This is a genomic window from Acidocella sp. KAb 2-4 (assembly GCF_020567705.1).
Lineage (GTDB): Bacteria > Pseudomonadota > Alphaproteobacteria > Acetobacterales > Acetobacteraceae > Acidocella.
On the sequence record NZ_JAJDJU010000005.1, the window covers coordinates 1 to 22927 of the forward strand.

The window sequence follows — 22927 nt, forward strand, 5'->3', positions numbered from 1 at the left end:
CGGAGATGTGTATAAGAGACAGCCGCCAAGGCCGCCCCCCGCGTCGCCGCCCGCCTCATCGGCGCCAGCGGCGCGATCCCGCCAGACGCCTCGCCCGCGCGCCCCCCTGGCTTGGGCAGGCGACGCGCCAGCATTGGCGCCACCCCCGCCGTCCGCAGCGCGCCAAGGCGCAGGGCAAGCTCCTGCACCCCGGCCCGCCTCAGGCTGCGCGCGGCCCCCGCCGCCCGCAGCTGGGCACGGAGCACCGGCAGGCTGGCAAGGTCTTCCCCTGTCAACACCGCCATCTGCCGCTCCGTTACAGGCCGAAGACCGACTTCAGATCAGCCAGGATCATCTGCAGCAGGTCCAGCCCCGCCTTCGCCTTGGTCGCCGTAGCGGTGGGCAGCGTGGCCAGCACCGGCTGAGCCGCAGTGGCCAAGGTGCTGGCGGCAGCGGTGGCCGTGGCCAGCGCGGTGGCATGATCCGACTGGCTGGCCAGCACCGAATTCAGCACCGCCTCGCCCACCTGCAGACCGGTAGCCACCTCCGCCCCAATGGGGCCGCCCGCGGCAGCGCCAATGGCGGCAGCGGCGTTCAGCCCGGTCTCAATCTTCGATACTTCACTCATCGCGAACTCCTTCCTTCAACACGGCGATCCGCGCCGCACGGCATCTGCTCAACCGCGCCCGGCCCTCACCCCGGTCATGATTGCGCCCCTATCCGCCGCAACCGTTCCGATTACGGCTGAATTTTTTTGTTTTGATTGTCGTTATGAAATCCACCGCCGCCGGCAGTAGCGGCGCGGTTTGTCGGCGATTGCAGGAAATTCATGGTGGCACTCAGGCCACATCACCTCATCGCAAAATTTCACCCGCCAGGGCGATCACCCTCCGGGTCCAGCCAAGGCCAAAATTCCCCCACCCCGGTGACGTGCTGTAGAAACTGAGCCGCCGCGCCAGCGCCTCGCGCGCCAGCCCCAGCGCATCCGCAGCGTTGATCGCCGCCAGTGTCCGCGCCCCCAGCACCCCGTCAGCCGGCAGCCCCGCCGCCTGCTGCAGCCAGCAGATCGAGCGCCGCACCCCGGCATTCACTGCGCCATCAAACGCCACCATCGCCACCGGTAGCGGCAACTCGTCACCGCGCAGCGGCGTGTAGTAGTCGCGCCGATAAATCGCCTGCGCGTCCGCTTCGGTCAGCGCGGCAATATCCAACGCCGGATACGTCGCGGCGCTGATCCCATATTTGGTCCCGCGCAACTGGCCGCGGCCCATCGCGCCACCAGTCCAATTTCCCGGATCGGCAGGATTATCGGTGTACCCACCCTCCACCCCCAGAGTGAAGGTGAAACAACGAGAGAAATTATCCATGCAGCAAACTCGCGCATAATCCGCCACAGGCGGCCGACAGCACGCTGATCACCATCATGCTGATCCGCCGCTCCGCATCGCGCTCGCCGCGCATCCGCGCCAGATCGCTCCGCATCTTGCTCAGGCTCGCGACCAGTTCATCGATTTTCGAAAACATCTTGGCGATCAGCTGATCCTCTTGCGCGAGATACCTCACCCGCCAGGTTTCCAAAGCATCCGCCTTTGCTTCCAGCAGTCCGATATCCTGCCTGATGCCGTTGATGTCATTGCGCAGCCCCGCGATATCGGTTCGCAGCAGCGCGATATTGTCAGTGTCCATGGCGGCTCCTCAGCCCGGGGTGTCAGACAAGGTAATGGGATAGGTCGTCGCCTGGAGCGGAAAGTTGATGTTCCAGGCAGAGCCGAGATCATTGCCGATGTTCCAGTTCACCGGCGGCGCCAGGCTGGCAGCATTGTCGGTCACAGCGTTGCCGCGGCCGATCTGCGTGCTGCCATACGGATAGAAAAACGACACCGCGGCGGACGGATTGGTAATCGGCGCCGCCAGCGTCACCACGACATGCGTGGCATCCACGCGCGCCGCCGCAATGGCGCTGATAACCGTACCCGGCACCGCCACCGAGCCGCCATCCATCACCGCGAACCCCGCGCCATTCGCCGCCTGCAGCGGCACCAGCAGATCATTGCCCGCATCATGCGCGATGGTCAGGATCAGGCTGGTGTTCGACGCCCGGTACACATGCGTGATCCGCGGCCCGCCCGCGAGCGGCAGCCCGCTCGCCGGCACCTGCGCGGCGGGTATGGTGTCGCTCAACCCCATCGCCAGCGCCGCCCGCGCCGCCGCATGCGCGCCGATCCGTCCATAGCGCAGCAGATCCGGCTCGTCGCGATGCTCCGGATCGCCGCCCGAAAACACCCCCGTCGCCGCGTTGTAGGTCGCGTTCAGCGGGTTGGAATCCGCCGTCTGCGCGGCAAACACCACGATGTTGTTCGCCGGGTTCGCCGCCAAATCCGCGACCGACTCCCGCACCATCTGCACACCAGCGCTGGTTTCATACGGAATCGCGTTCCACGCCAGCAGCGGCAAATTCGCCGCGCTGCGCCCCAACAAGCTTCGCGTTAGCCCCAAAAGGCGCAGCACGCTGCTCTTATAAAGCGCCTTGCTGGCATAAGGCATGGTGCTGTCCTGCTCCGACCACGGCCAGACCAGAAACGCGATGTCGCCCTCATCCGCAGCACTCACCACCGCGCTGCTGCCGGTCAGATACGCGCTCAGCGCCGCGAAATCCGGCCCCGCCGCCCAGGTCAAGGGGTCAGACCCATCGCCCGGATTGGTCAGGAACGTGCCGCCCGTGCCGCCGGGCGCAAACAACGGCGGCGAGGAGTTGGAGATTGGATGCCCCGGTATCACCGAATACCGGCTGGGTGAGAGATACGTCCCCGCCAACGCCGAGACATGGCTATACGCCACCGCGCCCAGATACCAGGCCACGCCCTGCGCCAACGCCTGCGGCCCGCCCGCATTGATGAACCAGGCGGCGTTGGATTGCCCCATCACCAGTAGATTCACGCCGCGGCGCGTGCCCAGCGCCCAACGCCCCTGCGCCGCGATCAGCGTGCCGATCTCGCCCGCGCTCAGCACCCGCTCCCACGCCGCCGCCTCATGGAACCAGCATTGCGCCGAACCTTGCACCGTGCCGTCATGCAGCAGCAGCGCTTGCGCCTTGGCGCTCGCCGCCAGCGGGTTTGCCACCCCCGCCGCCACCTGCACGCCATCCAGCCACACATCCACACCGCTGCCCGGCGTATTGCGCAGGATCACCGCATGGCTATGCCGCCGCGCCAGGCTGCCGGAGAGCACCGTCTGGCTCGCCGTGCCGGGGAACAGCGTCAAGTTGCTCCCCTCGGCGCTGTCGGCCTGCAAAATCGTAGCCCCCGCGCCCGCCATGGTATGGAGCAGCGGAACCGGCTGGTTGTTGACGTAATACGTCCCCTGCCGCCAATTCGGCCGCGTCCACACCAGATAGCGCGTCCACGCCACCCCCGAGCCCAGCTCCAGCGCGGGGTGAGACAGCCCCCAATCCGCATCCAGCGTCGGCCCATAATTCACGAGGGCCGCATCCGGCGCGCCCACGGCGCCCAGATACCCATTCACGCGCGGCACCGCCATCGTCGCCGCCGGGCTTGTGTCCGCGGCGATGTGGTAGGGCAACAACCGAACGCCATTGCCTGATTTGTCCTGCACCGCGCCCACCACGCTGTTGCTGGCCAGCAGCGTCGCCCCATTCGCATCCAGCAACCCGCCCGGCAGCCCCGCATCCCACCAGCCGGAAAGCCCGCTGATGGCGGAGGGATAAGGCCCGGCAAACAAGCCCACGGGCGGCGGCGTCCCCGCCGGCATCGGCCCCGTCAGCACGCGCCGGCCCAGCCCGGCAGCCAGTGGCGCGCCGGGTATGTTGAACAGCATGCTCATGGTTCAGCTCACCGCAATGGTGAAGCTGCTCACCGTCGTGTTCGCGCCCGCCGTGGTCTGCACCCACACGTAGTAGCTGCCCGCCGTGGCTGGCGTTGTATAATAGATCGCCCATAGCGAGTTCGAATTGATGACCGAAGCCGCCTGCCAACCCGTGCCCGGCGCCACGGTGTTCGAGGTCGAGAGCGCCACCTGCGTCGCCACGTTCTGCGCTGGCGTAATCGCGCCATTCAGCGGAATCGTGCCGCTACCATGCGTAAAGCTGCCGGTCGGCGCGTTAATGCCATAGGTCAGCCCGTTGCTCGCCGCCGCCACGCTGATCGCGCCGGACACCGCCGTTAGCCCGCTCGCCGGATCCTGCGCCCACACATAATATGTGCCCGCCGCCGCCGAGGTCAGCGCCGCCGAGAAGGTGCCGTTGGCATTCGTAGCCGCCGTCCAGCCCGTGCTCGGCGCCGCGCTGTTTTGCGTCGCCAGCTGCACATTCACCGCATCCGCTACCGGCGCCACGCTGCCAGTCACGGCCAGCGCGGTGCCCGCCGTACCGGTGCTGGGCGCGGTCACGCTCAGCGCCGGCACCACCACACTCACCGCGCCCGAGACCGCCTGCACCGACGTATTCACATCCTGCCGCGCCCACACATACACGGTTCCCGCCGCCGTCGGCGTCAGGCTGGCGGTCCAAATGCCATTATTCGTCACGGTGTTCACCCAAGCAGCGGGCGCCGTGGTCGCAATGGCCGAGAGCCCCACCTGCACCGCGCTGCTGGCCGGAGACACCGTGCCCGTCAGCGCCAACGCGGCATTTACCGCCACGCTCGATGGCACGTTGCCAAGCGTGATCGTCGGCGCCGCCACGGTAAAGCTGTTCGACACGCCCACCACAGCCGCATTGTTGTGGTCGCGCACGCGCACCGTATACGTGCCCGCGGCCAAGCCCGGAATAACCAAGCTGTAAGCGTTCAGCGTGATCACCGGGCTGGGCGCGGCGGTCCAGGTGTTGCCGCCATCGGTCGAATAATCAAGCGCCGTCGGCGCATCGTTGAAGATGCCGCCATTCACGGTGAACGCGGTATTCATCATCGGCGGGCTAATCGAGCCCACCGTAATCGTCGGCGCGTTTGGCACCACGCCGCTCCACCACACCATCGAGCCACCCGAATACGTCAGCCCCAGCAGCTCAGTGGCGGCGCCGGGCGGCAGCACGGCGGTCCCCGAACCCGAGGCGATCCCCGTGCCCATCGTCACCACGCCGGGAGCCAGATTGATCAGCGTGCAGGAAAATCCCGCCCCGATATTGGCGAAATTCGCGGTCAGCGTAATCGGCGCGCTAGCCACCAGCACACGGTTATTATGGTCGGTCGCGTCCAGCACGGTGTTCGCGGTCAGCTCCACCACCTGCGGCATCACGCCCGGCAGCTTGCTCTGCACATAGCTCCACAGTGCGCCGAAATTCTGCACACTCATGGTGTTGCCACCCTGCGCCACCAATAGCTGGTCGCCATCGGCGACCGGCCCCGCCGCAGGCAGCTGATCAATGGTCTGGCCGCCCAGGAACTGCCCATACGGCATCCAGGCCAAAGCCCCGTTCTGCCACAGCGCCACATAATCCGCCGCCCCGACCGAGCTGGCCGACGACCCTGCGGTCGGCCCGGACAGCCCCACCCCGGCTGGTCCGGCCGGACCAGCCGGGCCAACTGGCCCCGCCGCCCCTTGCGGCCCCGCTGGCCCGGCGACGGACGACACCGTCACCCCGATCACGCCATCGCCACTGATCGACACGCCATTGCCCGCCGAAAACAGCCCGCGCAACGCCGTCACCGGCAGCAGGCTAGGCTCGCCATTGGCATTCACCACGAGCTCGTCCGCAAGCGTCATCGCCGCCTGCACGGGAAACCCCGCATGATCACCACCATTGGCGAACAACGCGCCATTGCTCATGGCCAGGCCGGTGCCAAGCGTCACGCTCTCCGGCCCGCCCGCGCCGGTGCTCACCCGCCCGAGCAATTCGCCGGTCGGCACGCTGATCTGCGTCTGCAGCCCCGCAACCACCTGCGACACGGTCGCGGCATAAACCGTCCCGGCCTGCGAAATTGGCAGTAGGTCGCCGCTGCCGACCGACGGCGCGGACGGCAATTGTGCAATCGTTGTCATTCAAAACAACCTTACGTTATTAAATATTGCGCCCGATGCCTCAGGCCACGGCCACCCAGTTGGAAGCATCGGTGCCCGCCTGCTTCACCCAAAACGTGCCGCCCGCGCCGCCATTCAGGTTCCTGAAGGTCGAGCCAGGCGGCGCCGCCACCGCGTTCAGCGGCGAGCCCCGGCCAATCAGCTCCACCGCACCGGTCGGTTCCGTATCAGAGATGATCCGGACCATGCCGCCCCCCGCCGGATGCAGCGAAATATCACCCGCGCGTGTCTTCAGCGTCACGCTGCCATCGCCATTGGGCGAAACATAATCACTCTGCGAAAACCGCGCGGCGCGCCAGCCGTCCCCCGTGCCCAGCCAATCGATCGTTGCCCCCGCGGGCACGGTGATCGGCGCCCCCGTCCAATTGCTCTGCGTCGGCGAAGATCCGGTTGTGGCAAACGTCGCCGCCGCCAGGCAATCAATCGCCAACTCCTTATTGTTCCAGGCTGGCAGCCCCACCTGCACGTTCGCCGTGGCGCCCGTGCCATCGCCCGTGATGGTCGCGGTCGTGCCCGCACCGTAGCCCGTGCCGAAACTGGTCATCTGAATGCCGATCACCGCCCCGCCCGACACCCACACCGTGCCAGCCGCCCCGGTGCCCGTGCCCGAGAACGCCACCGTCGCGGTCGTATACCCCGAGCCGCCATTGGCCACTTTCGCAAAAGTGATCTGCCCAGCCGCCGCCGCCGCCTGGGTCGTCACGATACTGGCGATTGGCGCGCTGGCCTGCGCAATCGTCACCACATCCGCGATATCCGGGATCTTCAGCGTATACACCCCGTTCACCGTCGCCGGATTCACCGCCCAGCGCTTGGTATAGTTCAACAGGTTGCGCCTGATCGTGATCGAATCCGTGTAAGCCGAGATCGCATTAGCCAGGTTCGCCCCCGGCTGGCCGACGATGATATTATCCTCCACCACCACGTTCTGCGCGCCGTCACGGATCACAATGCCCGACACATTGCCGCTGTAATTAATCCAGTTGCCGACAATCGACAGCCCCGTGCAGGCCAAACCAAAATTATCCCCAGCGCCGTTAGACTCCACATTCTGCACCGCGATCGAAGATCCCGTGCAATCCTGGATAAAATTCGCCCGCGCGGTGCAATACTGCCCGCCGCCGATATTCAGCCCGATCAGCGCGCCGTTGATATAGTTGTTATCCACCTCGGTATAAATCGAGCCGCCGCAATCAATGCCAAAAGCCGAAGCGCCGCTGATCATGTTGCCGGTGATCTTGCAATATCCGGTATCGCACAAAATCCCCGCGCCGCTCATCGCGATCGAGCTGTTATTGGTGCACAGATTGCCAGAGACCAGAATATTCCGGCCCGAGATAAAAATCCCGTACCGCACATTCGAATAGCAATTATTGCTGGCGACCACAGCATCCAGCACATCGGGGTTGGCGTTGCCATAAACAAATGGCTGCACCCTGATGTTGTTGGCGATAAAATTGCCCACCAGAATGCCGACATTATTATTCCAGCATGTGTTGCTGACGATCTGTAGCTCGCGGATCTTGAGAACGAAATTCGGATCCTCGCTATCCACATGGATGCCATTCACGCCATTGTCATGCGCACGGCAATTCGTCACACTCAACGCGTCCAGCGCATAGGCGTAGAAACCATGCACCGCATTGCCAGTAAACTCGCAATTATCCACATGGTGCTGCGTCACCGCCGGATCATTTGCCAGATAGGTCAGGCCGCTGCCATTGCTGGCGCCCTTCATGTTGCGGAACACACAGCGCGTCATCAGCGATTTCGTGCACCCGGCCTGCACCGCAACGCCCATGGTGTCATTCGTCACTGCCGCATTGCCATCAAAGATGATACCGTCAGCGAAAAAATTCGCCGCCGAAACGCTTATCCACGCCGCCGTCGTGGCCGTGCCCGCCTTGCTCTGCCCCGGACGGGTGAGCACCGTCATCCCCGGCACGCCGAGCAGCGTGCAACTCGTGCCGGCCATGTCGCACTCCCCGGCAATGGCATAGGTCTTCGGGCCGAAGCGCACCGGCGCGCCGCTGGCAATCGCGGCCAGCAGCGCCGCGCTATCATCGGTCACCCCGTCGCCCTTGGCGCCGAAATCCTCGATCGACACCGCATTGGCCGCCAGCGCCGCAATCGTCCGCGCCGTGTTCGCGCCGCTGGCCGTGGCCGTCAGCGCCCCGCCCGGGATACCCGGCAGCCCACCCAAACCCGCCATGAAATTAGCATAGGAGACGCCGACATTCGCCCCGCCCTGGCCAAGCGGCACGATATCGGCGGCCCCCGGCGTCGCCCCCGCCGCGAGCTGCGGAATCACGAACGGCGGCGCCGTGGCCGATAATGTCGTGCCCGAGACAGCAAGATTCGCCCCGATCGTGATCGCCGATGGAGCCGCCGTGCCCGTCGTCACATTGCCCAACAGCGTGTTGGCCGGCAGTGACAATGCCGGCTGCGTCCCGGCGATCATCTGCCCACGCGTGGCCGAGAGCGTCTGCCCGTTCTGATAAATCGCGATCTCGTCGCTGTCCGACACCGACGCCGCGGGCGGTAATTGTGCAATCGTGGTCATGCAATATCCTCAGTTCGTGGTGATCGGCAGACCCGCGGGCCCCGTAAGAGCCTGGCCACTTGGTATCTGCAACGCGTCCACCGCCACCGGCGCGGTCGAGAGCGCCTGCACCGGCAGAGCGATGCTGCGGACCAGCGCCCGCCCGCCCGCGGTGGTTACGCTCACCGTCACCGTATAGAGCGTCCCGGCCTGCCCGCCGGTCAGCCACATCACCGCCCGCGCGCCATCCGCCGCCGCCGAGGCCAATGTCAGATCGCCTGGGTTACCGGGGCTGATGCCGACATCCAGCGTCGCGATCGTATCACCGGGATTCGCCGCCAGCGCCGGCGCGATATCAAAAACATAATCCAGCGTGTCGCCGGGGTCCTTCACCGGCCAAGCCAGCGCCAGGGGCGGCGCCACCACCGCCCCGCGCGGCGTCGGCACGAACCCATCAATCTGCACATAGCGCGCGTTGGAGGGGCGCCATAAATGGTTTGCAACCGTGGGCATTCCGCTCTCCCGTTAATATTCCACAATCACGACGCCGGCGGCGCCCGCCCCGCCCGGCGAGCCCACGGGGGTGCCGCTGGTGGTCATCCCGCCACCACCACCGCCGCCGCCATAGCTGTGGCCGCTGAAGCCCGACAGCGGCCCGCTCGCCCCACGCCCATTGCCTGGCCCGCCTCCATCGCCACCATGCGAACCCGCCACGATCGCATCCGAGCCGTCGGAGCCGGTCATGTTCAGCTGCCCGCCCGACGCTGTGCCGCCAGCGCCACCGGCATTGGAGAAGTTCGCCGCCGTGCCGCCATTGCCGCCCACGCCGCCACTGGCCGACATATAGCCGCCAAAGCTCGACGTCCCGCCCGTGTTGCCATTCTGCGGGCCGGTCGGCGCGGCGCCACCCGCGCCCACGGTCACCGCAATCACCTGCCCCGGCGTGAGCCCGGTCACGATGCCCTTGGCCCGCCCGCCCGCGCCGCCGCCGCCGCTCGGCATGGTGCTGTGATACCCGCCCGAGCCACCACCGCCGATCACGGTCACTTTCACCGTGCTCACGCCATTCGGCACCACGAAATTGCCTGACTGCGTGAACACCTGCATGTTCGCAAACCCAGGCCGCAGCGCGGGCAGCTTATAAGCCAGAAATGGCGCACCCGGCAGCGTGGCGATATTGGCGGCGGCAATCGCCGTCTGTCCATAATTCACCGTCACCACATACAGCCCCACCCAACCGCTATCCACAGCGGGCGTGGTCTGCGTTCCGGCCGAGGCCGCGGCGCCTGGCTTCACCTGCAACTGCACGCGCTGCACGCGCTGGGTGTTCTGCGCGGTGCCCGCATTATTCGGCCCCGAATAAGGCTGGCCCGGATTCGCCGCGTTCACATAAGGCAGCACCACCGCCGCCGTATCGGTCTCCGCAAACGCCGCCTCGATCAGGTAATTGATGGCCTGCCCCGAGTTCGCCGGCACCGCCAGCATGAAATTCGTTGCCTGCAAGTTGATGCCGGTCTTCACAATCTGGTCGGTCACGTCGGCCGCCAGCGAGCCATAGGCCGTGGCGTCCAGCGGCGAGAGCTGCGTGATACTGCCCGGCCCCACCACCACGGTCATCGAGGCGGGCGATGTCGGCGTACAAGCCAGCCCATCCACCACCGTGTTGCTGCCCAGCGTCGCCGCAGTCAGCGCCGCGAGGCCGATCATCGCGTTGCGGTTCGGGTAAAGTATATCCGTATCCAGCGGGATGCTCCCGGGATAGACAATATTACGATCCATAAACGGTCCTCAGTTGGAAATATGCGTCCAGGCGATGCAGGCGACGGGAATCACCGCCGCGATGCTGGCGTAAATCTCATCGTCGCCGATATTCCCGGCGAACTCCTCGGTAGTGGCATAGGCAAGCAGCCCGGCGCCATACCCGCCGGGCCCCTCATTGTAGCCGCCCGCATTGCTGATCGGCAGGTCATTCGGCCGATATGCGGTGACGAAAAACTGATACGGCAGATTCATGCTGCCATATCCACCCATCGCGTTATAACCGAGATTCACATTATAGCCGCCCGTATCCCCGGCATTCAGCGGCTCAAAAATTTTCGGAATCCGCCCAGTCAATGTCTGCAACGCCTGCGCCAGCCCGGCGCGCGTCGCCCTCGGCGCCACCAAGTTGGCGCGCAGCCGGGCGCTATACGCTGCGTCCGCCTCCCCCACGCGCCGTGGCAGATTGCCGCCAAAAAAATCCTGCGCCGCGATGTCGAGAAACACCCCGCTCGCCGTGGCCAGCCGGGCCAGCCCCTTCACTTGCCCGAGCAGCCCATACAGCCCGCTCCAGGACGAGGCCAACCCGCCCAGCAGCGCATCCAGCACCGGCGAGGCGCTGTCCGAAAACCACCGCCCCGGCAGCACCTGCTTCAGCCGGGCCAGCATATCGCTCGTATCGCCAATCATCTCAGGCCACCGTCACCGTGCCAGCGCGCACCGCGCCGAATAGCGGCGGCACCAAATCCACCGCGCCGCCGTTCAGCAACAAGGTGGAGATGTTCGTCACAGCACCCGAGGCGTCATAAGCCAGCTGCGCCAGCCGCGTGTAGCTCAACGTTGCCCCCACCGGCAGCGCGGCAATATAGTTTTCAAGCGCCGCCGCCACGCGCGCGATCGCTGCCGCATGCACTGCGGAATTGGCCGTCACCAGCGTCAGCGCCACATTCGCCGGCACCACCACCGGCCCTTGCACCGCAAAACTGCTGCCCACCGGGCGCACCGCGTTCACCGCCTGCTGCACCGTAGCCAGCAGGCTGGCCGGCGGATTACCAGTGCCGTCATCCACCGTCACCACAAAATGCCCCATCTGCGTGGCCCCGGCCTGATTGATGTTTTCGGTGATGACGAAGCTCAACCCCTGCTGAATGGCCGCAATCGCGCTGCCGATCGCCTGCGCCGTCGCCCGACTCAAACTCGCCAGATAATTGCCAAACCTGGCACGGAACGCGGCGTCGCTCTCCGCATCCATGCCGCCGGTCAAGGCCAGCGCATTGCTCACAACGTCCACCCCGGCAATCGCGCTGTTCACCACAGAAATCGCGTCCGGCTGCACATTCCCCGCGCTACCCGGCACCAGCGCCGCCACGGTCGCGGTCACGCTGGCGATCCCCGCCGCCAACTGATAACCATTGTTCGCGGCGCTATACGCGGCATTGCCCGCATCCGCCACCACAACGAAACCCTGCCCATTGCCAACAGCAGAAACCTGCGTGCCCACCGGCACCAGCGCCGCCACGCTGGGTGTGAAGCGCGAAAACGTCACCTGCCCGCTCGCCGCCACCGCAGGCAGCCGCGTGAAGCCAAAATCCGCGCCAAAACTGTCACAATCAGCGCCCGTGCTGGTCGCCAGCCTGGTGGTCGCCAACACCTGCACGATCAGCCATTGAAGCCACAGCGCTACCGACGCGTTGGCCTCCAAAATCGCGCGCAGCACCGAGCCCACGGTCAAATCCAGCAGGCTTGCCGCCGCGCCCTGCACGGCAGCCGCCATCCCCTCCACCAGCGTGGAGAAATTCTGAAGCGTTAATTTCATTTGATCCTACAGCGAAAACGTAAGTGCCGAGGTTTCGCCCGCCGCCGCATCCGTATAGTTCAGCGACAGATTCACCGTTCCATCCGCCTGCGCCGCCACGGTCACGCGCGGCGCCGGGCTGGCCGCCACCGCGGCTTCGCGCAAGACCTGTGTGCGCGCCACCCCTGCGATCGCCGCCGGCGCGCCAGGCTGCCCGACATACTGCCCAAGTCCGGCGCCATAACTGAGCTGCCAGATGTAATCTCCAGGGTTGGTCAATAACCGCCGCAGCACACGCTGCTGCGTCAGCGCCGCGCCGTCACTCAGCAACAAATCCCCGGTGGGCCCCACCGCCAAGTCACCGCCAAACTGCAAGGCTAGATCTGCCATTATACAATCTCCGACGGTCCACCCGTCATTCCGCCCGTCGCATCCGCGTGCTGGTGCTGGTCATAGGCCGTGCGCAGCGCCGCCAGCGTGCCATGGGCGCCGTTCTGGTCCGAGATATTCCCGCTCACCACCAAATCGCCTGCAATCCTCACCGTGCTCGCCTGCAACGCGATCGTGCCGTCATTCAGCAGCTTCACGAAACTGCCGCTCTGGTGACGCAGCCACAGCTCTCCAGCCGGGGCCGGCATCGGCGCATCCACCGCCGACCACACCGCCCCCAGCACCACGCCATGCTCCGCGTCGCCTTCCTGCGCCACCACCAGCACTTGCGCGCCGGGCGTCAACGGCGCCGCAAACCCCCATCCCGCCCCCACCCAGGGCGAGATCACCGGCAACCATCCGGTCAGCACGTTCTCCGGCTGGATCAGCACCCGCGCCGCATAGGCATTCGGATCAAAGCTCGACACCAGCCCGAACCGCGCCACACCGCCCTGGCCATCCAGCCCGGCGGCCTTCGCCTTCACCATGTTCCAGAACTGATCCATGCGCCTTCCTAATTCACGGCATAGGCCGTCACCTGCTGTTCAAATCCGCGCGCCTCAATCAGCCGCCGCGTTACCCCCGCCACTGCATAGCTCTGGTCGAGTGCCGATCCGGTCCCCGCGAGCGCCAGCGTCATGCCCGGCCGCAACGTCACGTCGCCAGGCATGGTGGCGCTCATCACCACTTGGTGCTGCCCCAGCGCCGCCAATTGCGCCGCCGCCGCCGCCGTCGCCTGCGCGGCGGTCAGATTCGGCCGCACCAGCGTCGTGCCCGCTCCCGTACCCTGGCTTTGCGACACCACCGCCTTGTTGCGGCTGTTCCACGATTTTACCGTCACCGCCCCCGGCAACACATTGATCACGTCGAACGTGAGCGCCGAGAAATTCGCCGGCGTCACCAGCATCGGCACGCCCTGCGGCCAGGGGCCGAAATTCAGCACCTCGCCACTCACCCAGGCGGCAAACCCCTCCGTCTGCGCCAGTTGCACCAGCAGGCCCCATTCCGTGGTGCTGCGCGCATGCAGGGCGAGCGCGCTACGCGCATGGTCCAGCTCATAATACTGGCCCACCGGCGTCGAGGTGGCAGTCACATTCGCCGCCAACCCGTGCCGCCCCGCCAGCGTTTCCGCAATCTCGCTCGCCGTCTGATTGGCAAAGGTCTCGGCTATTTCGGCATCAATCAGTCGCGCCGCGAGATCCCGCCCCGCCAGCACCACCTCATTCCGCGCCACATCAAGCCGCACATGATCCAGTTGCCCGACCAGAAGCGGTACAAAACCAACGCCATCCGCCGCCACCTCCAGCGTTACATCCTGCTTGCCCAGCGCGGCGAAATAGCCAATCTGCCCGGCCAGCGCGCAGATCACGCTGAATCGATCCGCCGCGAAATAGCCCACCGACTCCACTTCCACCGCCACCACGCCCGCCACTGGCATCCCGCCAATGCTAAGCCGCACAAGCGGCGTCTCAGCTGACAACGCCACCTCCCGCCGCCGAATCGACAGGCGGAATCACCAGCGTCATCACCCCGCTTAACACCGGATCAGACAATTGATTCGCCTGCGCGATCCTGATCCACTGCGTCGCGTCATTCAGATATTTCGCCGCCAGCGCGAATAAATTGCCACCGGCGACCACCACGATCCTATTCGTCATGCCGCTGCCATTCCCAGATTCACCACCGCCCGGTTGACATAGCCGCGCAGAGCCCCCGCTGCCGCGAGCTGCGCCGCACCGGCATTCATCCCGTTAATAACGCTAACAGCGTCACCCGCATCGCTCGTCCGATCCAACACCCAGGCGCCGCCAATCACCACGGCGCCGGCATCGCTCATAACGCTTTCCACCGCCGCCTGCGCCGCCGCATATCCGGTCACACTCCCCGTTCCCAGCCCCAGCAGCGACACACCAGCCTGCGCCGCAAACCCACCCGCCGTCCCCAGATCCGCCGCCACCAGCGACGCCACCGGCGCCACCACCGCACTCATCTCGTCGTTAACAACAATGCAGACAATTTCGAACGGAATCAAATTCGCCTTGCGGTATTCAGCGGCAAAACGCTGCACGATCACTTGATAGGCAAAACTGTCCCACACCAGCGGCAGCGTCGCCCCCGCCGCCCGCGCCGCGTCCAACAACTGCGCCCGCGCCGCCGCATCCCCCCCGAGAAGATACCCGAGAAGGTGATCACCCCCTCATCCACACCCAGCACCTGCACCGCCCGGCCGCCGCCAAGCAGTTCCTGCACCGCCACCCTCTGCCGACCGCCGAAACCGATCGCCTCCGGCACCTCCATGTCGCGGAAGGCGACACCGCCCAGCGTCAAAGTCACCTTGCTCATCGCGCTACCTTCTCTACCGCCTCAACTTTCGGTCCAGCGCAGGCTATGCCAGTCGAAATTCAAACCAGCCATGGTGCCAAACACAACCACATGCGCGATGCGCTCGGCATCATCAAGGCCGAACGCCACCTCATACGGCACCCCGCAACTGACAAGATACAAACAATCCACCAGCCCGGGGTGCCGGCTCAGTTTCCCGCTTCAGCCACCACGTCGCGCCCGGCTTCGGCGGTGAGATACGCGCCCACTGCCTCCACACCGTCCTCGCCAAGCCGTTCCAGCGCCGCCTCAATCCCCGCCTCATTGGCCGGAAACGGCACTGGAACATCGTCAATCATGGCGACGCTGGCGGCGAGTTTCGCCAAGCCATAATAGGCCCGGTTCTCCGAAAGCTCCGGCCCCAGCGCCTTGAACAAGCGCAGCTGGTCCACGATGCCGACCCGCCGCAGCCCGATCCGCCGCCCCACCTTATCCGTGACGTCCCCGTCCATCACACCCGCTTCCGGCTGGAGGCGAAAAAATCGAGCCTCTGCGTCACCGCCGCGTCACCGCGATATGCCCCCGCCGAGGTCAGCTTGAACACAACGCCGCTGAACTGATAAGTCGATACCGACCCGTCGGTTTCATTAACATATTGATACAGCGCGCCGCCCTGGATGCTCTGCCCGGCGAGATAAGCCTGCTCGATCTGCGCGATGAAGTCATCCACCGCCGATGAACCGCGGTCCAAACTGAAACTTCCGCTCCAGCCCTTTGGCAGTTCCGCGCCGAGCTGCACGCCATCCAGCCGGTCCACCCTCACCGTGGCAGTCATCTGCTGCGCCTCAAATCCGGTCACATGCGCCAGATCCACCCGCCCAAACGGCCCCATCACCACGAGCTGGCAATCGCTGCCAACCGTGAATGTATTATACGGCATCTTTCTGCATCCTCACTCAGTTGGTGACGGAAACGGTCTGTGCGCTCACCTGCACCGTCTGCCCGCCCTGCACATTCACGATGAATTTCTCATTGATCGCCTGGTAGCGCACCTGCACATCCGCCTGCACATAGCCCAGCGCCGTGCGGCTCGCCGGATTATTGCTGGCATCGCACACCACGGCAAAAGGCAGGCTGCCATCGGCGCTGCCCAGCAGCCCCTGCGCGAGCAATCCATTCAAGAATGCCAAGAGCGTACCACGTATATTCTGGAACAGCGTGGCGTTCACCACCCGCCCCACATACTGCCCCATACCGGCCGACAGCGTCGCGGCGATGTAATTGGTCAGGCGCGTATAATTATCGCCATTGACCGCCGCGTTCGACGACGAATTATGCCCGCCGCGCACCCCCCAATACGCGCCGCCCGGCTGCGGATTGGCGATCACGTCAACCCCCGCCCCCAGCAGCACGGCGAGATCCGCGCTCGCATAGGTCGTCACCGTACCACCGCCCGGCTGGCCCGATTTCTGCGTCCCGATCACGCCATAAAGCGGTTTGTTCAGCGAGGATTGTTCCGGTGAGAGATTCGCCAACCGCCCCGCTACAAACCCTTGCGGCGACACCAGCCGCGTCATCGCATTGGCCTGGTCAAACCAATATACCCAGTCGCCAAACATCAGCTTCGCGGCATAGCTGTCGATCCCCGCCTGCGCCTTCACCTTCACCGCGTTGGCGATGGTGTCGCCCGCCGGTCCGGTCAGAATCATATACACGCTCTCCGACAAGCCGAATTGCGTCTGCACACTCCACTGCGTCGAGTTATCCGCATCCGCCAGCAGCGCGATTGCACAGCCCTGCCCACGCAGCGCATACATGCCCGCGCGCGGCAGCGCATCGCTGCCGACCAGCATGGCGGCATTCACCCCCGTCGCGCCATCCAGGCCCGGATTCCCGGAAGCGAACAGAAACACCCCGGCCACCGGCGTGGCAGTGCCGCCCAACCCGCCCGCCACCACCAGCTGCGACGGCCCGCGCAGCGCGCCATTGCCATTGTTCACGGCGTTGGCGAGATTGGTCCAAAACGCAAGACCAGTCCCGGTGATATTGTCAAAAATCTCGGGGCTCAGCCCAGGCATGGCGATGGTCAGCCGCCAGCTATTCGCCGCCGATCCCGGCGAAAAGGTCAGGCTCAACCGGTTGCCAAGGCTGCCCGTATACATGGCGGTAAACGTGATCGCGCCCAGCACGCCCAGCGACGCCGCGGTATCCGTCCCATCGGTCACGCGCACGCATCGGAAATTCGCCGCCCCCTGCTGCACGGCGGTCGCCACCTGCGTTCCCATGTCATATTTGCGCGCCATCACCGGGCCGAAGCTCGCGGCATAATCGCTCATGCTGCCAATAATCGTCGGCTCACCCACCGGCCCCCAGCTCGCGGTGCCGACCACGCCCATCACATCCGTCGGCACGCCATTCATCAACAAAGACTGCGGCGGCACGATCTGCACATAAAGGTCGGGAACAATCAGCGCGGTGGTGTTCAGCGCGCCCTGCTGCACAATCGGCATGGTCAGCCCCCCTTCGCCATCACGCGCACAACAAAACCGGCCTCATTCCCCGCCAGAATCGTCTTCACCGCCGCCGCATCGGTAATCAGCTCACCCCGCTGATACCCGGCAAAGGGCTTCAGCACCACCAAATGAAATGTCATGTTTTCCCTCAACTCTGAAAATTGCCGAGCACAACCGCATCCGCGCTCGCCGTCACCGTGCCGAACAGCATCGCCGGCGCCATCTGCGCCAGCGTGGTCGGATACTCCACCGCATAGATCACCTCGCGCCGGAACAGGCTGGTCTCCGCCCCGCCATCCTGCGTCGCCGTCCCCGCGAAATTCATATGCCCAAACGAGCCATCGGCCATCGGAATGAATTTCAGCGCGCCCAGCGCTTCATCGATCACCGGCGCCACGGCATCGCGCATCACAGGATCAGCGCACCACATGGTCACGCCAAACTCCTGCACTTGCCGCCTGATCTCCTGCAACGCCCCCGCCCCGGCCACGACACGCGCGTCAAAACGCCGCGCCGCCGGCACACTCAATCCCGACCCGGCATAATTCACGATCCACCCCGCCGTTCGGATCAGCGCCGCCAGATTGCTCGCCACCGTTGCCGGGCTGTCGCTGGCCTGCACGGCGTAGGCAAAGCTCTGCTCATTCACGAGCACCCCCGCGAGCTGCCCCACCGCGCACCCCCCCGCGAAGCTGGCGCTCACGCCCTGCACGATCACGTCCAGCACCTGCGCCACCGGCTTCACCTCCCGCCATTGGCGCGGATACCGCGTCACATTGCGTACCGCGGCCGCCGCCGGCGCAATCGAAACATGCACGATTCCGCGGGCAAGATCCTCATCTAGCGCCGGCGCGTTCGGATAGCCCCGATACACCTTGCACACGGCCCCCACCGCGCTCAGCGCGGCGGTGCCATTCGGATACAGCGCATTGGCGATCAGCGCCGCCAGCGCATTTTCCACATCCGCCTGATCCGCCATCAGCTCACCGCCTGCACCAAGGACAACCGCCACACCGCGCCCACACGCTCCACCGCCGTCAGCACAAAGCGTCCGCCCTGCTCATCCACCAGAACATCGTCAACGCCCGGCTGCACGCCTTCAGCAACCGGCAGCAGGGCGGTGAAGCCCGGCAGCCGCGCATCATCCGGCAGCCCTGCCTTGGCCCGCTCCGCGCCGCCCCCGGCCAGCACGCTCGCCGGAAACCCCCGCACCAGCACGGCCTCGGTCGCCCGCACCGCCGCGCCATACGGGTTCAGCCCCGCCAGCACTGGCGCCGCGGGCCGCGCCAGCGTCACCACCGCATTGGTCATCACCACCAGCATCGGCTTCGGCGGCTCGATCTGCGCGACAAACGCCACCCCCTCCGGCCCGGCCAGATAATCGCCGGGCCGGAGATAGCTCCAATCCGCCCAGGCCTGCCGGAAGGGCACGCCAAACCCGCCCGGCGCGCTCACCCCGCCCCCGGGCAGCACATAGGCCACAGCCAAGCGCAGAAACCGCCTGGCGGGGTCAAGCGGCCCCTCCGGCCCGTCCGGGCGGAACGCGTCATGCACAAAGCCCAGGCGCCGCGCCGCGCAGCCCGCCCCATAGGCCAGGCGGTCAGCCAGCTTCACCCCATCCATGCTCACACCACCAGCGTCACGCCGGCCTGGCCCAGCGCCGGGCCCGGCGGCACCCCCAGAAATCCGCACAACCGCCGCCGCCAGCTATCGAACAGCGCCTCGCGGTCCTTCAGCTCGTTGGCATTATGCGTCCACGCGGCCGCGCTCTCGGTGTCCAGGTTGTCCGAGATGCGCGGAATCGCCGCCTCGATCGTCCCCAGCGTCGTCACATATTGCAGCGCGACGGCGCTCTCCGCCGGGGCGAGGTTGTTCAGCCGGTATTCCAGCGTCCCATAGGCCTGGAAGAACCGCCACGAGCTGAACCCCGCCGCCCCCGCGCCATAAGCCGGATACCCGCAATAGCGGCGGATCTCGGCCTTCTGGGCGTCGGTAAATCCGGCCGCCACAGTGCCGGACATCTCAGTACGTATCCCCGTCGCCGAGCGTGAAATACACGCTCCCGGTGCCGCTGCTCAGCACCACCGAGGCCGTGTTCACAAACGGCCCCGCATCCACCAGCATCCGGCTCCCCGGCGGCACCGGGGTGTCAGATGTGGTGGCGGTCAGTCCCGCCGCCATGCCGAGGCGGAAAAACGCGATCGCGCCCGACGCGTTATACACCAGCAGCGCGCCCCCGCCGCCGGCCAGCGCCACATTGGCCGCGGTGGTGGAGGCCGCGGCCGCCACCGTCCCCGCGGGCCGGAAAGGCTGGTTTGCACCCGTGGACATCCCCGCCCCCTTAACCGATATGCTCGATCATCACGGCGCGCTTGTAATTCGCGTTGGTCGCCGTCGGCACGGTGTTCGGGGTCGTGGTGGTGTCCGAGGGCGCACAGAACCCGCCAATCCAATACCAGGATTGCGCGATAATCTGCTGCAGCCGGTCGATCGGCTCGCGCGTCACCATCGCCACGCCGTCAATCACCTGCACCAGGCTATCCTTCGGCGCCACATCGCTATCGGCCATTCCGGCGAAATCGCCCTCGATCAGCGCGCCCTGCCCACACACGATCGGGCGGCGCACATACAGCCCGGTGATGCTGGGATGGCCCTGCACATACGCCTCGGTGGTGGTAATGAAGCGCAGGCCCAGGAAGTCGCTTACCATGCCCTGGCGGAACACCGGGTTGGCCGAGGTGCTGCCCTGGAAGAGCTGCTTGAAATCAGGGTCCGAAAACAGCTGCCGGGCGGAAACCGGATCGAGATAGCAATTATACAGGCCATCCACCAGCGGCACCGCATTGCGCCGCAACAGCGCCACCGCGTCGAGCAGGTTCGCCATGGTCAGCATGTCGGTGGCTTGCAGCGCGGCGGTGGTCTTGCGTTGCGCCGGGCGCACGATGGCGCTGGCGGTGGCGGCCTGCACGGCATTGCCCGCGGTGCCATCGGCCACCGTCACATTGCCCGAAAACAGCAACTGCCCCGAAATGCCATTCGGCGCGGTGGACACATTGGTCGCATCCACGGTCACGCCCACCACGTTGTAAAGGTTGGCCCCCACCGTCACGGTGAGCGGATAAGTCGACGACACCGCCTGCTGCACGCCATTCACAAACACGGTCTGGAAGCCGCGGATATCATCCACCGACACCGCCGCCCCGGCGCTGCTCAACGTCGTGTTCACCCGCGTATTACCGCCGAAATACGGCGCAAACAGCGCATTTCGCGCCAGCTCATCCAGGCTGCGCGCGGCCTGCTCGCCATTGATCGCGGCGTTCTGCAAAAACTGCGACGCGATGCCGACACGGCTGGTCACCATGTTCAAATCCTGCGTCGCCGCATAGAAATTCAGCGAGATCGTATACTGCTCCACGCCCCAATTGGCGGCGGTCAGACCATTATCCAGATTGGTGTTGGTCGCGGCGGCGAGCGGCGTGGTCACGCTCGGCTTCAGCCCGGCGCGGGTCTTGGTCAGCGTCTCACCAATACCCACGGCAAATTCCTCGCGGTCGGCAACCAGCCGGTACCCAAGGCGCGATGTCAGCGCCGTCTCAAACTCGCGCTCAAGAAAACCCTGCTGAATGATCGGCTGCAGCACAGCCGGGAAATTCTGAATCCCCATCTTTTACCCATTCCTCTGTTAAGACACGACTCACCCGCGGCCAGCGGAAGTCCTTCCGCAACCGGCCTTTCAGGCGCAAATTGTAACGACACCCTCAGCGGCGGCGGATCAGCGCCGCGCGCGCGCTCAGCCATTCCTCATGGCTCAGTTCATTGGCGTGGCGCGTGCGCGGCGGCTCCGGCCTTGGCGGATTCGCCGCGGCGGAAGACGACGCCCCCGCCCCAAACAGCCACGGCTTCTCGCGCTTCATCCGCGCCAAAACACTGGCCGCGTCCTCCACCTCGCCGCTCTGGGTCACCCGCAAGCTGGCCGGATCGATCAGCTTGAGTCCATCCAGATCGATCATCCCGGCCCTCACCGCCTCCGCCTTCAGCTCCGCCTGCGCCAGCCGCCGCGCCATCTCCGCCTGCATCTGGCTCAGCGCCGCCTCCGCGCTTTCCGCGCGCGCGCGCCACTCCTCGGTATTTTCGCTGTCCTCAGTCATTGCGCATCCTGGTCAATGGCTTCCAACTCCGCCTCCACATCCGTAATCCCATGCGCCGCCGCCACGCTCTTCACCGCCGTCTCGCGCGAGAGCTGCCCCGCATTCACCAGCGTCGAGATCGCCTGCGCCTCCTTCAGCCGGTCATCCGCCGAGAGCGGATACCAGCGCGGCCAGCGCAGCTTCAGCCGCTGCGTGCCATCCAGCGCCCCAACCCGCTGCCCCATCACCACCAGCGGAAATATCTGCGACGCCCGCACCACCATCTTCAGCAACGGCAAAATCCCGCCCTCGCCGTAAGCAATGCGCAAATTATCCGCGAGCCAGATCAACCCCTGATTCATCAACTCCAGCGCCCGGCCCGATTGCGCCGCCGTCAGCCGGTCGGCGCTGGCGCGGTTGCCATGCACGCTCTCCAGCGCAAACTCCCGCAGTGTCCGCACATAAGAGATCACCGCCTCCGCCGCCGTGCCGCCAATCTCCAGCAGCTTGGCATCGCCCTTTTCCGAAACCACCAGCGCGTTCCCAGCCCCTTTCACGATCTCGGTATCGCTGGTGGCCGGCTCCTTGATCAGCAGCGTCGGATCCGAGCTATATTTCAGCCCCCGCCCCGCCTGGCTCAACTGGTAATCGATCTCGATATTCGTATCGATCGCAGTCCGGAAGGTGCACGCCCCATCCACCCCCTCGCCACCAGGCAGATTACGGATCCACACCACCGGCACAAAGCCGAGGCCATGCGTCACGCTGCGCTGCTCATCCTTCACCGGCCCGCCAAGCGGATCATTCACCGCCCATGGCAGATACCAGGTCTCCGCCTCGGCATCCCAAATCCGCTGGAACCAATACATGCCCTGCGGATCGATATTTTCATAACCCTGCGCCGCCAGATCCGCGCCGCTCACCTTATAGCGTTCGCTCACCCGCTCCAGCGTATCCGGTGCCACCGCGCTCCACACCGGCGTCAGATACAAGCTCTCCAACGCCGAGAAGAACACCCGCCCCTGCAGCACCCGGAACAGCAGCGCCACCGAGCCGACCGAGCCCTTGATCGCGGCATCGATCATCACCTCGTTCAGCCGTGTCTCCGCGATCACATCCTGCAAACAGCGCACCAGCGCCGGATCATCCGCATCGATGGCCGGAAAATGCCCCGCGCTGAACAGCAGCGCCACCGAATCTTCCACCACCACCCGGCACAGCCCATAGCGCACCGAGGGCCGGCGCAGCCGCAACGGTATATATTCACCCGCCGTATTGCGCTCTTCATGGAATTGATAAGGCAGATTGTCATACAACGTGCCATCCAGTACCCGGCGCAATATATCCAGCTTCGCCACGCGTGGCGGCAGGCTCGTATCCGCCTGGATCGTGCCGCAAATCGTTTCAAACATGCAGTTCTCTTCGGTTA

28 protein-coding genes are annotated in these 22927 nt (G+C 65.6%); all 28 read right to left on the reverse strand.

The window, feature by feature from the left end:
• A partial coding sequence (locus LI953_RS05025) for a hypothetical protein (RefSeq protein ID WP_227074944.1) occupies positions 1 to 284 on the reverse strand: 284 nt, incomplete at its 3' end.
• An 11-nt stretch (positions 285 to 295) separates the two neighbouring features.
• The gene (locus tag LI953_RS05030) at positions 296 to 607 is read right to left on the reverse strand and encodes a hypothetical protein (protein WP_227074945.1); all 312 of its coding nucleotides are present in this window, start codon (positions 605 to 607) and stop codon (positions 296 to 298) included.
• Positions 608 to 833: 226 nt separating this feature from the next.
• Complete coding sequence (locus LI953_RS05035; RefSeq protein WP_227074946.1) at positions 834 to 1346, reverse strand: glycoside hydrolase family 108 protein; 513 nt, start codon at positions 1344 to 1346, stop codon at positions 834 to 836.
• On the reverse strand, positions 1339 to 1665 hold the full coding sequence (locus LI953_RS05040) for a hypothetical protein (protein WP_227074947.1): 327 nt from the start codon (positions 1663 to 1665) through the stop codon (positions 1339 to 1341). Before LI953_RS05040 ends, LI953_RS05035 begins: the two co-directional genes overlap by 8 nt.
• Before the next feature lie 9 nt (positions 1666 to 1674).
• A complete protein-coding gene (locus LI953_RS05045; RefSeq protein WP_227074948.1) occupies positions 1675 to 3819 on the reverse strand; it encodes a hypothetical protein in 2145 nt (714 codons plus the stop codon).
• Positions 3820 to 3822: 3 nt separating this feature from the next.
• Positions 3823 to 5973, reverse strand: a complete 2151-nt coding sequence (locus LI953_RS05050) for a collagen-like protein (RefSeq protein ID WP_227074949.1) — start codon at positions 5971 to 5973, stop codon at positions 3823 to 3825.
• Positions 5974 to 6013: 40 nt separating this feature from the next.
• Positions 6014 to 8575, reverse strand: coding sequence for a right-handed parallel beta-helix repeat-containing protein (locus tag LI953_RS05055; protein ID WP_227074950.1), 2562 nt, complete (start codon positions 8573 to 8575; stop codon positions 6014 to 6016).
• 9 nt (positions 8576 to 8584) lie between these two features.
• Entirely contained in the window at positions 8585 to 9067 is a 483-nt protein-coding gene (locus LI953_RS05060) for a hypothetical protein (protein ID WP_227074951.1), read from the reverse strand.
• A gap of 12 nt (positions 9068 to 9079) precedes the next feature.
• A complete protein-coding gene (locus LI953_RS05065; protein ID WP_227075097.1) occupies positions 9080 to 10333 on the reverse strand; it encodes a glycine-rich domain-containing protein in 1254 nt (417 codons plus the stop codon).
• A gap of 9 nt (positions 10334 to 10342) precedes the next feature.
• Entirely contained in the window at positions 10343 to 11002 is a 660-nt protein-coding gene (locus LI953_RS05070; RefSeq protein ID WP_227074952.1) for a hypothetical protein, read from the reverse strand.
• Between the two features lies 1 nt (position 11003).
• Positions 11004 to 12128 carry a baseplate J/gp47 family protein gene (locus LI953_RS05075; RefSeq protein ID WP_227074953.1) on the reverse strand — a complete coding sequence of 375 codons (1125 nt, stop codon included), beginning with the start codon at positions 12126 to 12128 and terminating at the stop codon, positions 11004 to 11006.
• Between the two features lie 6 nt (positions 12129 to 12134).
• Positions 12135 to 12497, reverse strand: a complete 363-nt coding sequence (locus tag LI953_RS05080) for a hypothetical protein (RefSeq protein ID WP_227074954.1) — start codon at positions 12495 to 12497, stop codon at positions 12135 to 12137.
• A complete protein-coding gene (locus LI953_RS05085) occupies positions 12497 to 13042 on the reverse strand; it encodes a phage baseplate assembly protein V (protein WP_227074955.1) in 546 nt (181 codons plus the stop codon). Before LI953_RS05085 ends, LI953_RS05080 begins: the two co-directional genes overlap by 1 nt.
• Positions 13043 to 13050: 8 nt before the next feature.
• A complete protein-coding gene (locus LI953_RS05090; RefSeq protein WP_227074956.1) occupies positions 13051 to 14016 on the reverse strand; it encodes a hypothetical protein in 966 nt (321 codons plus the stop codon).
• Positions 14006 to 14194, reverse strand: coding sequence for a LysM peptidoglycan-binding domain-containing protein (locus LI953_RS05095; protein ID WP_227074957.1), 189 nt, complete (start codon positions 14192 to 14194; stop codon positions 14006 to 14008). Before LI953_RS05095 ends, LI953_RS05090 begins: the two co-directional genes overlap by 11 nt.
• On the reverse strand, positions 14191 to 14673 hold the full coding sequence (locus LI953_RS05100) for a hypothetical protein (RefSeq protein ID WP_227074958.1): 483 nt from the start codon (positions 14671 to 14673) through the stop codon (positions 14191 to 14193). The genes LI953_RS05095 and LI953_RS05100 overlap by 4 nt, the downstream gene beginning before the upstream one ends.
• Entirely contained in the window at positions 14607 to 14879 is a 273-nt protein-coding gene (locus LI953_RS05105; protein ID WP_227074959.1) for a hypothetical protein, read from the reverse strand. The genes LI953_RS05100 and LI953_RS05105 overlap by 67 nt, the downstream gene beginning before the upstream one ends.
• 188 nt (positions 14880 to 15067) lie before the next feature.
• Entirely contained in the window at positions 15068 to 15370 is a 303-nt protein-coding gene (locus LI953_RS05110; protein ID WP_227074960.1) for a hypothetical protein, read from the reverse strand.
• The gene (locus LI953_RS05115; RefSeq protein ID WP_227074961.1) at positions 15370 to 15798 is read right to left on the reverse strand and encodes a hypothetical protein; all 429 of its coding nucleotides are present in this window, start codon (positions 15796 to 15798) and stop codon (positions 15370 to 15372) included. Before LI953_RS05115 ends, LI953_RS05110 begins: the two co-directional genes overlap by 1 nt.
• A gap of 16 nt (positions 15799 to 15814) precedes the next feature.
• Complete coding sequence (locus LI953_RS05120) at positions 15815 to 17368, reverse strand: phage tail protein (protein ID WP_227074962.1); 1554 nt, start codon at positions 17366 to 17368, stop codon at positions 15815 to 15817.
• A 2-nt stretch (positions 17369 to 17370) separates the two neighbouring features.
• Complete coding sequence (locus tag LI953_RS05125; protein WP_227074963.1) at positions 17371 to 17511, reverse strand: hypothetical protein; 141 nt, start codon at positions 17509 to 17511, stop codon at positions 17371 to 17373.
• A gap of 8 nt (positions 17512 to 17519) precedes the next feature.
• Positions 17520 to 18350 carry a hypothetical protein gene (locus tag LI953_RS05130; RefSeq protein ID WP_227074964.1) on the reverse strand — a complete coding sequence of 277 codons (831 nt, stop codon included), beginning with the start codon at positions 18348 to 18350 and terminating at the stop codon, positions 17520 to 17522.
• Positions 18350 to 18994 (reverse strand): hypothetical protein, encoded by a 645-nt coding sequence (locus LI953_RS05135; protein ID WP_227074965.1) that lies wholly within the window; start codon positions 18992 to 18994, stop codon positions 18350 to 18352. Before LI953_RS05135 ends, LI953_RS05130 begins: the two co-directional genes overlap by 1 nt.
• A gap of 2 nt (positions 18995 to 18996) precedes the next feature.
• On the reverse strand, positions 18997 to 19392 hold the full coding sequence (locus LI953_RS05140) for a hypothetical protein (protein ID WP_227074966.1): 396 nt from the start codon (positions 19390 to 19392) through the stop codon (positions 18997 to 18999).
• A 1-nt stretch (position 19393) separates the two neighbouring features.
• The gene (locus LI953_RS05145) at positions 19394 to 19702 is read right to left on the reverse strand and encodes a hypothetical protein (RefSeq protein WP_227074967.1); all 309 of its coding nucleotides are present in this window, start codon (positions 19700 to 19702) and stop codon (positions 19394 to 19396) included.
• 10 nt (positions 19703 to 19712) lie between these two features.
• A complete protein-coding gene (locus tag LI953_RS05150; RefSeq protein WP_227074968.1) occupies positions 19713 to 21035 on the reverse strand; it encodes a DUF4043 domain-containing protein in 1323 nt (440 codons plus the stop codon).
• A 94-nt stretch (positions 21036 to 21129) separates the two neighbouring features.
• Entirely contained in the window at positions 21130 to 21519 is a 390-nt protein-coding gene (locus LI953_RS05155) for a hypothetical protein (RefSeq protein WP_227074969.1), read from the reverse strand.
• Positions 21516 to 22910, reverse strand: coding sequence for a phage portal protein (locus LI953_RS05160; protein WP_227074970.1), 1395 nt, complete (start codon positions 22908 to 22910; stop codon positions 21516 to 21518). The genes LI953_RS05155 and LI953_RS05160 overlap by 4 nt, the downstream gene beginning before the upstream one ends.
• Positions 22911 to 22927: the final 17 nt, after the last annotated feature.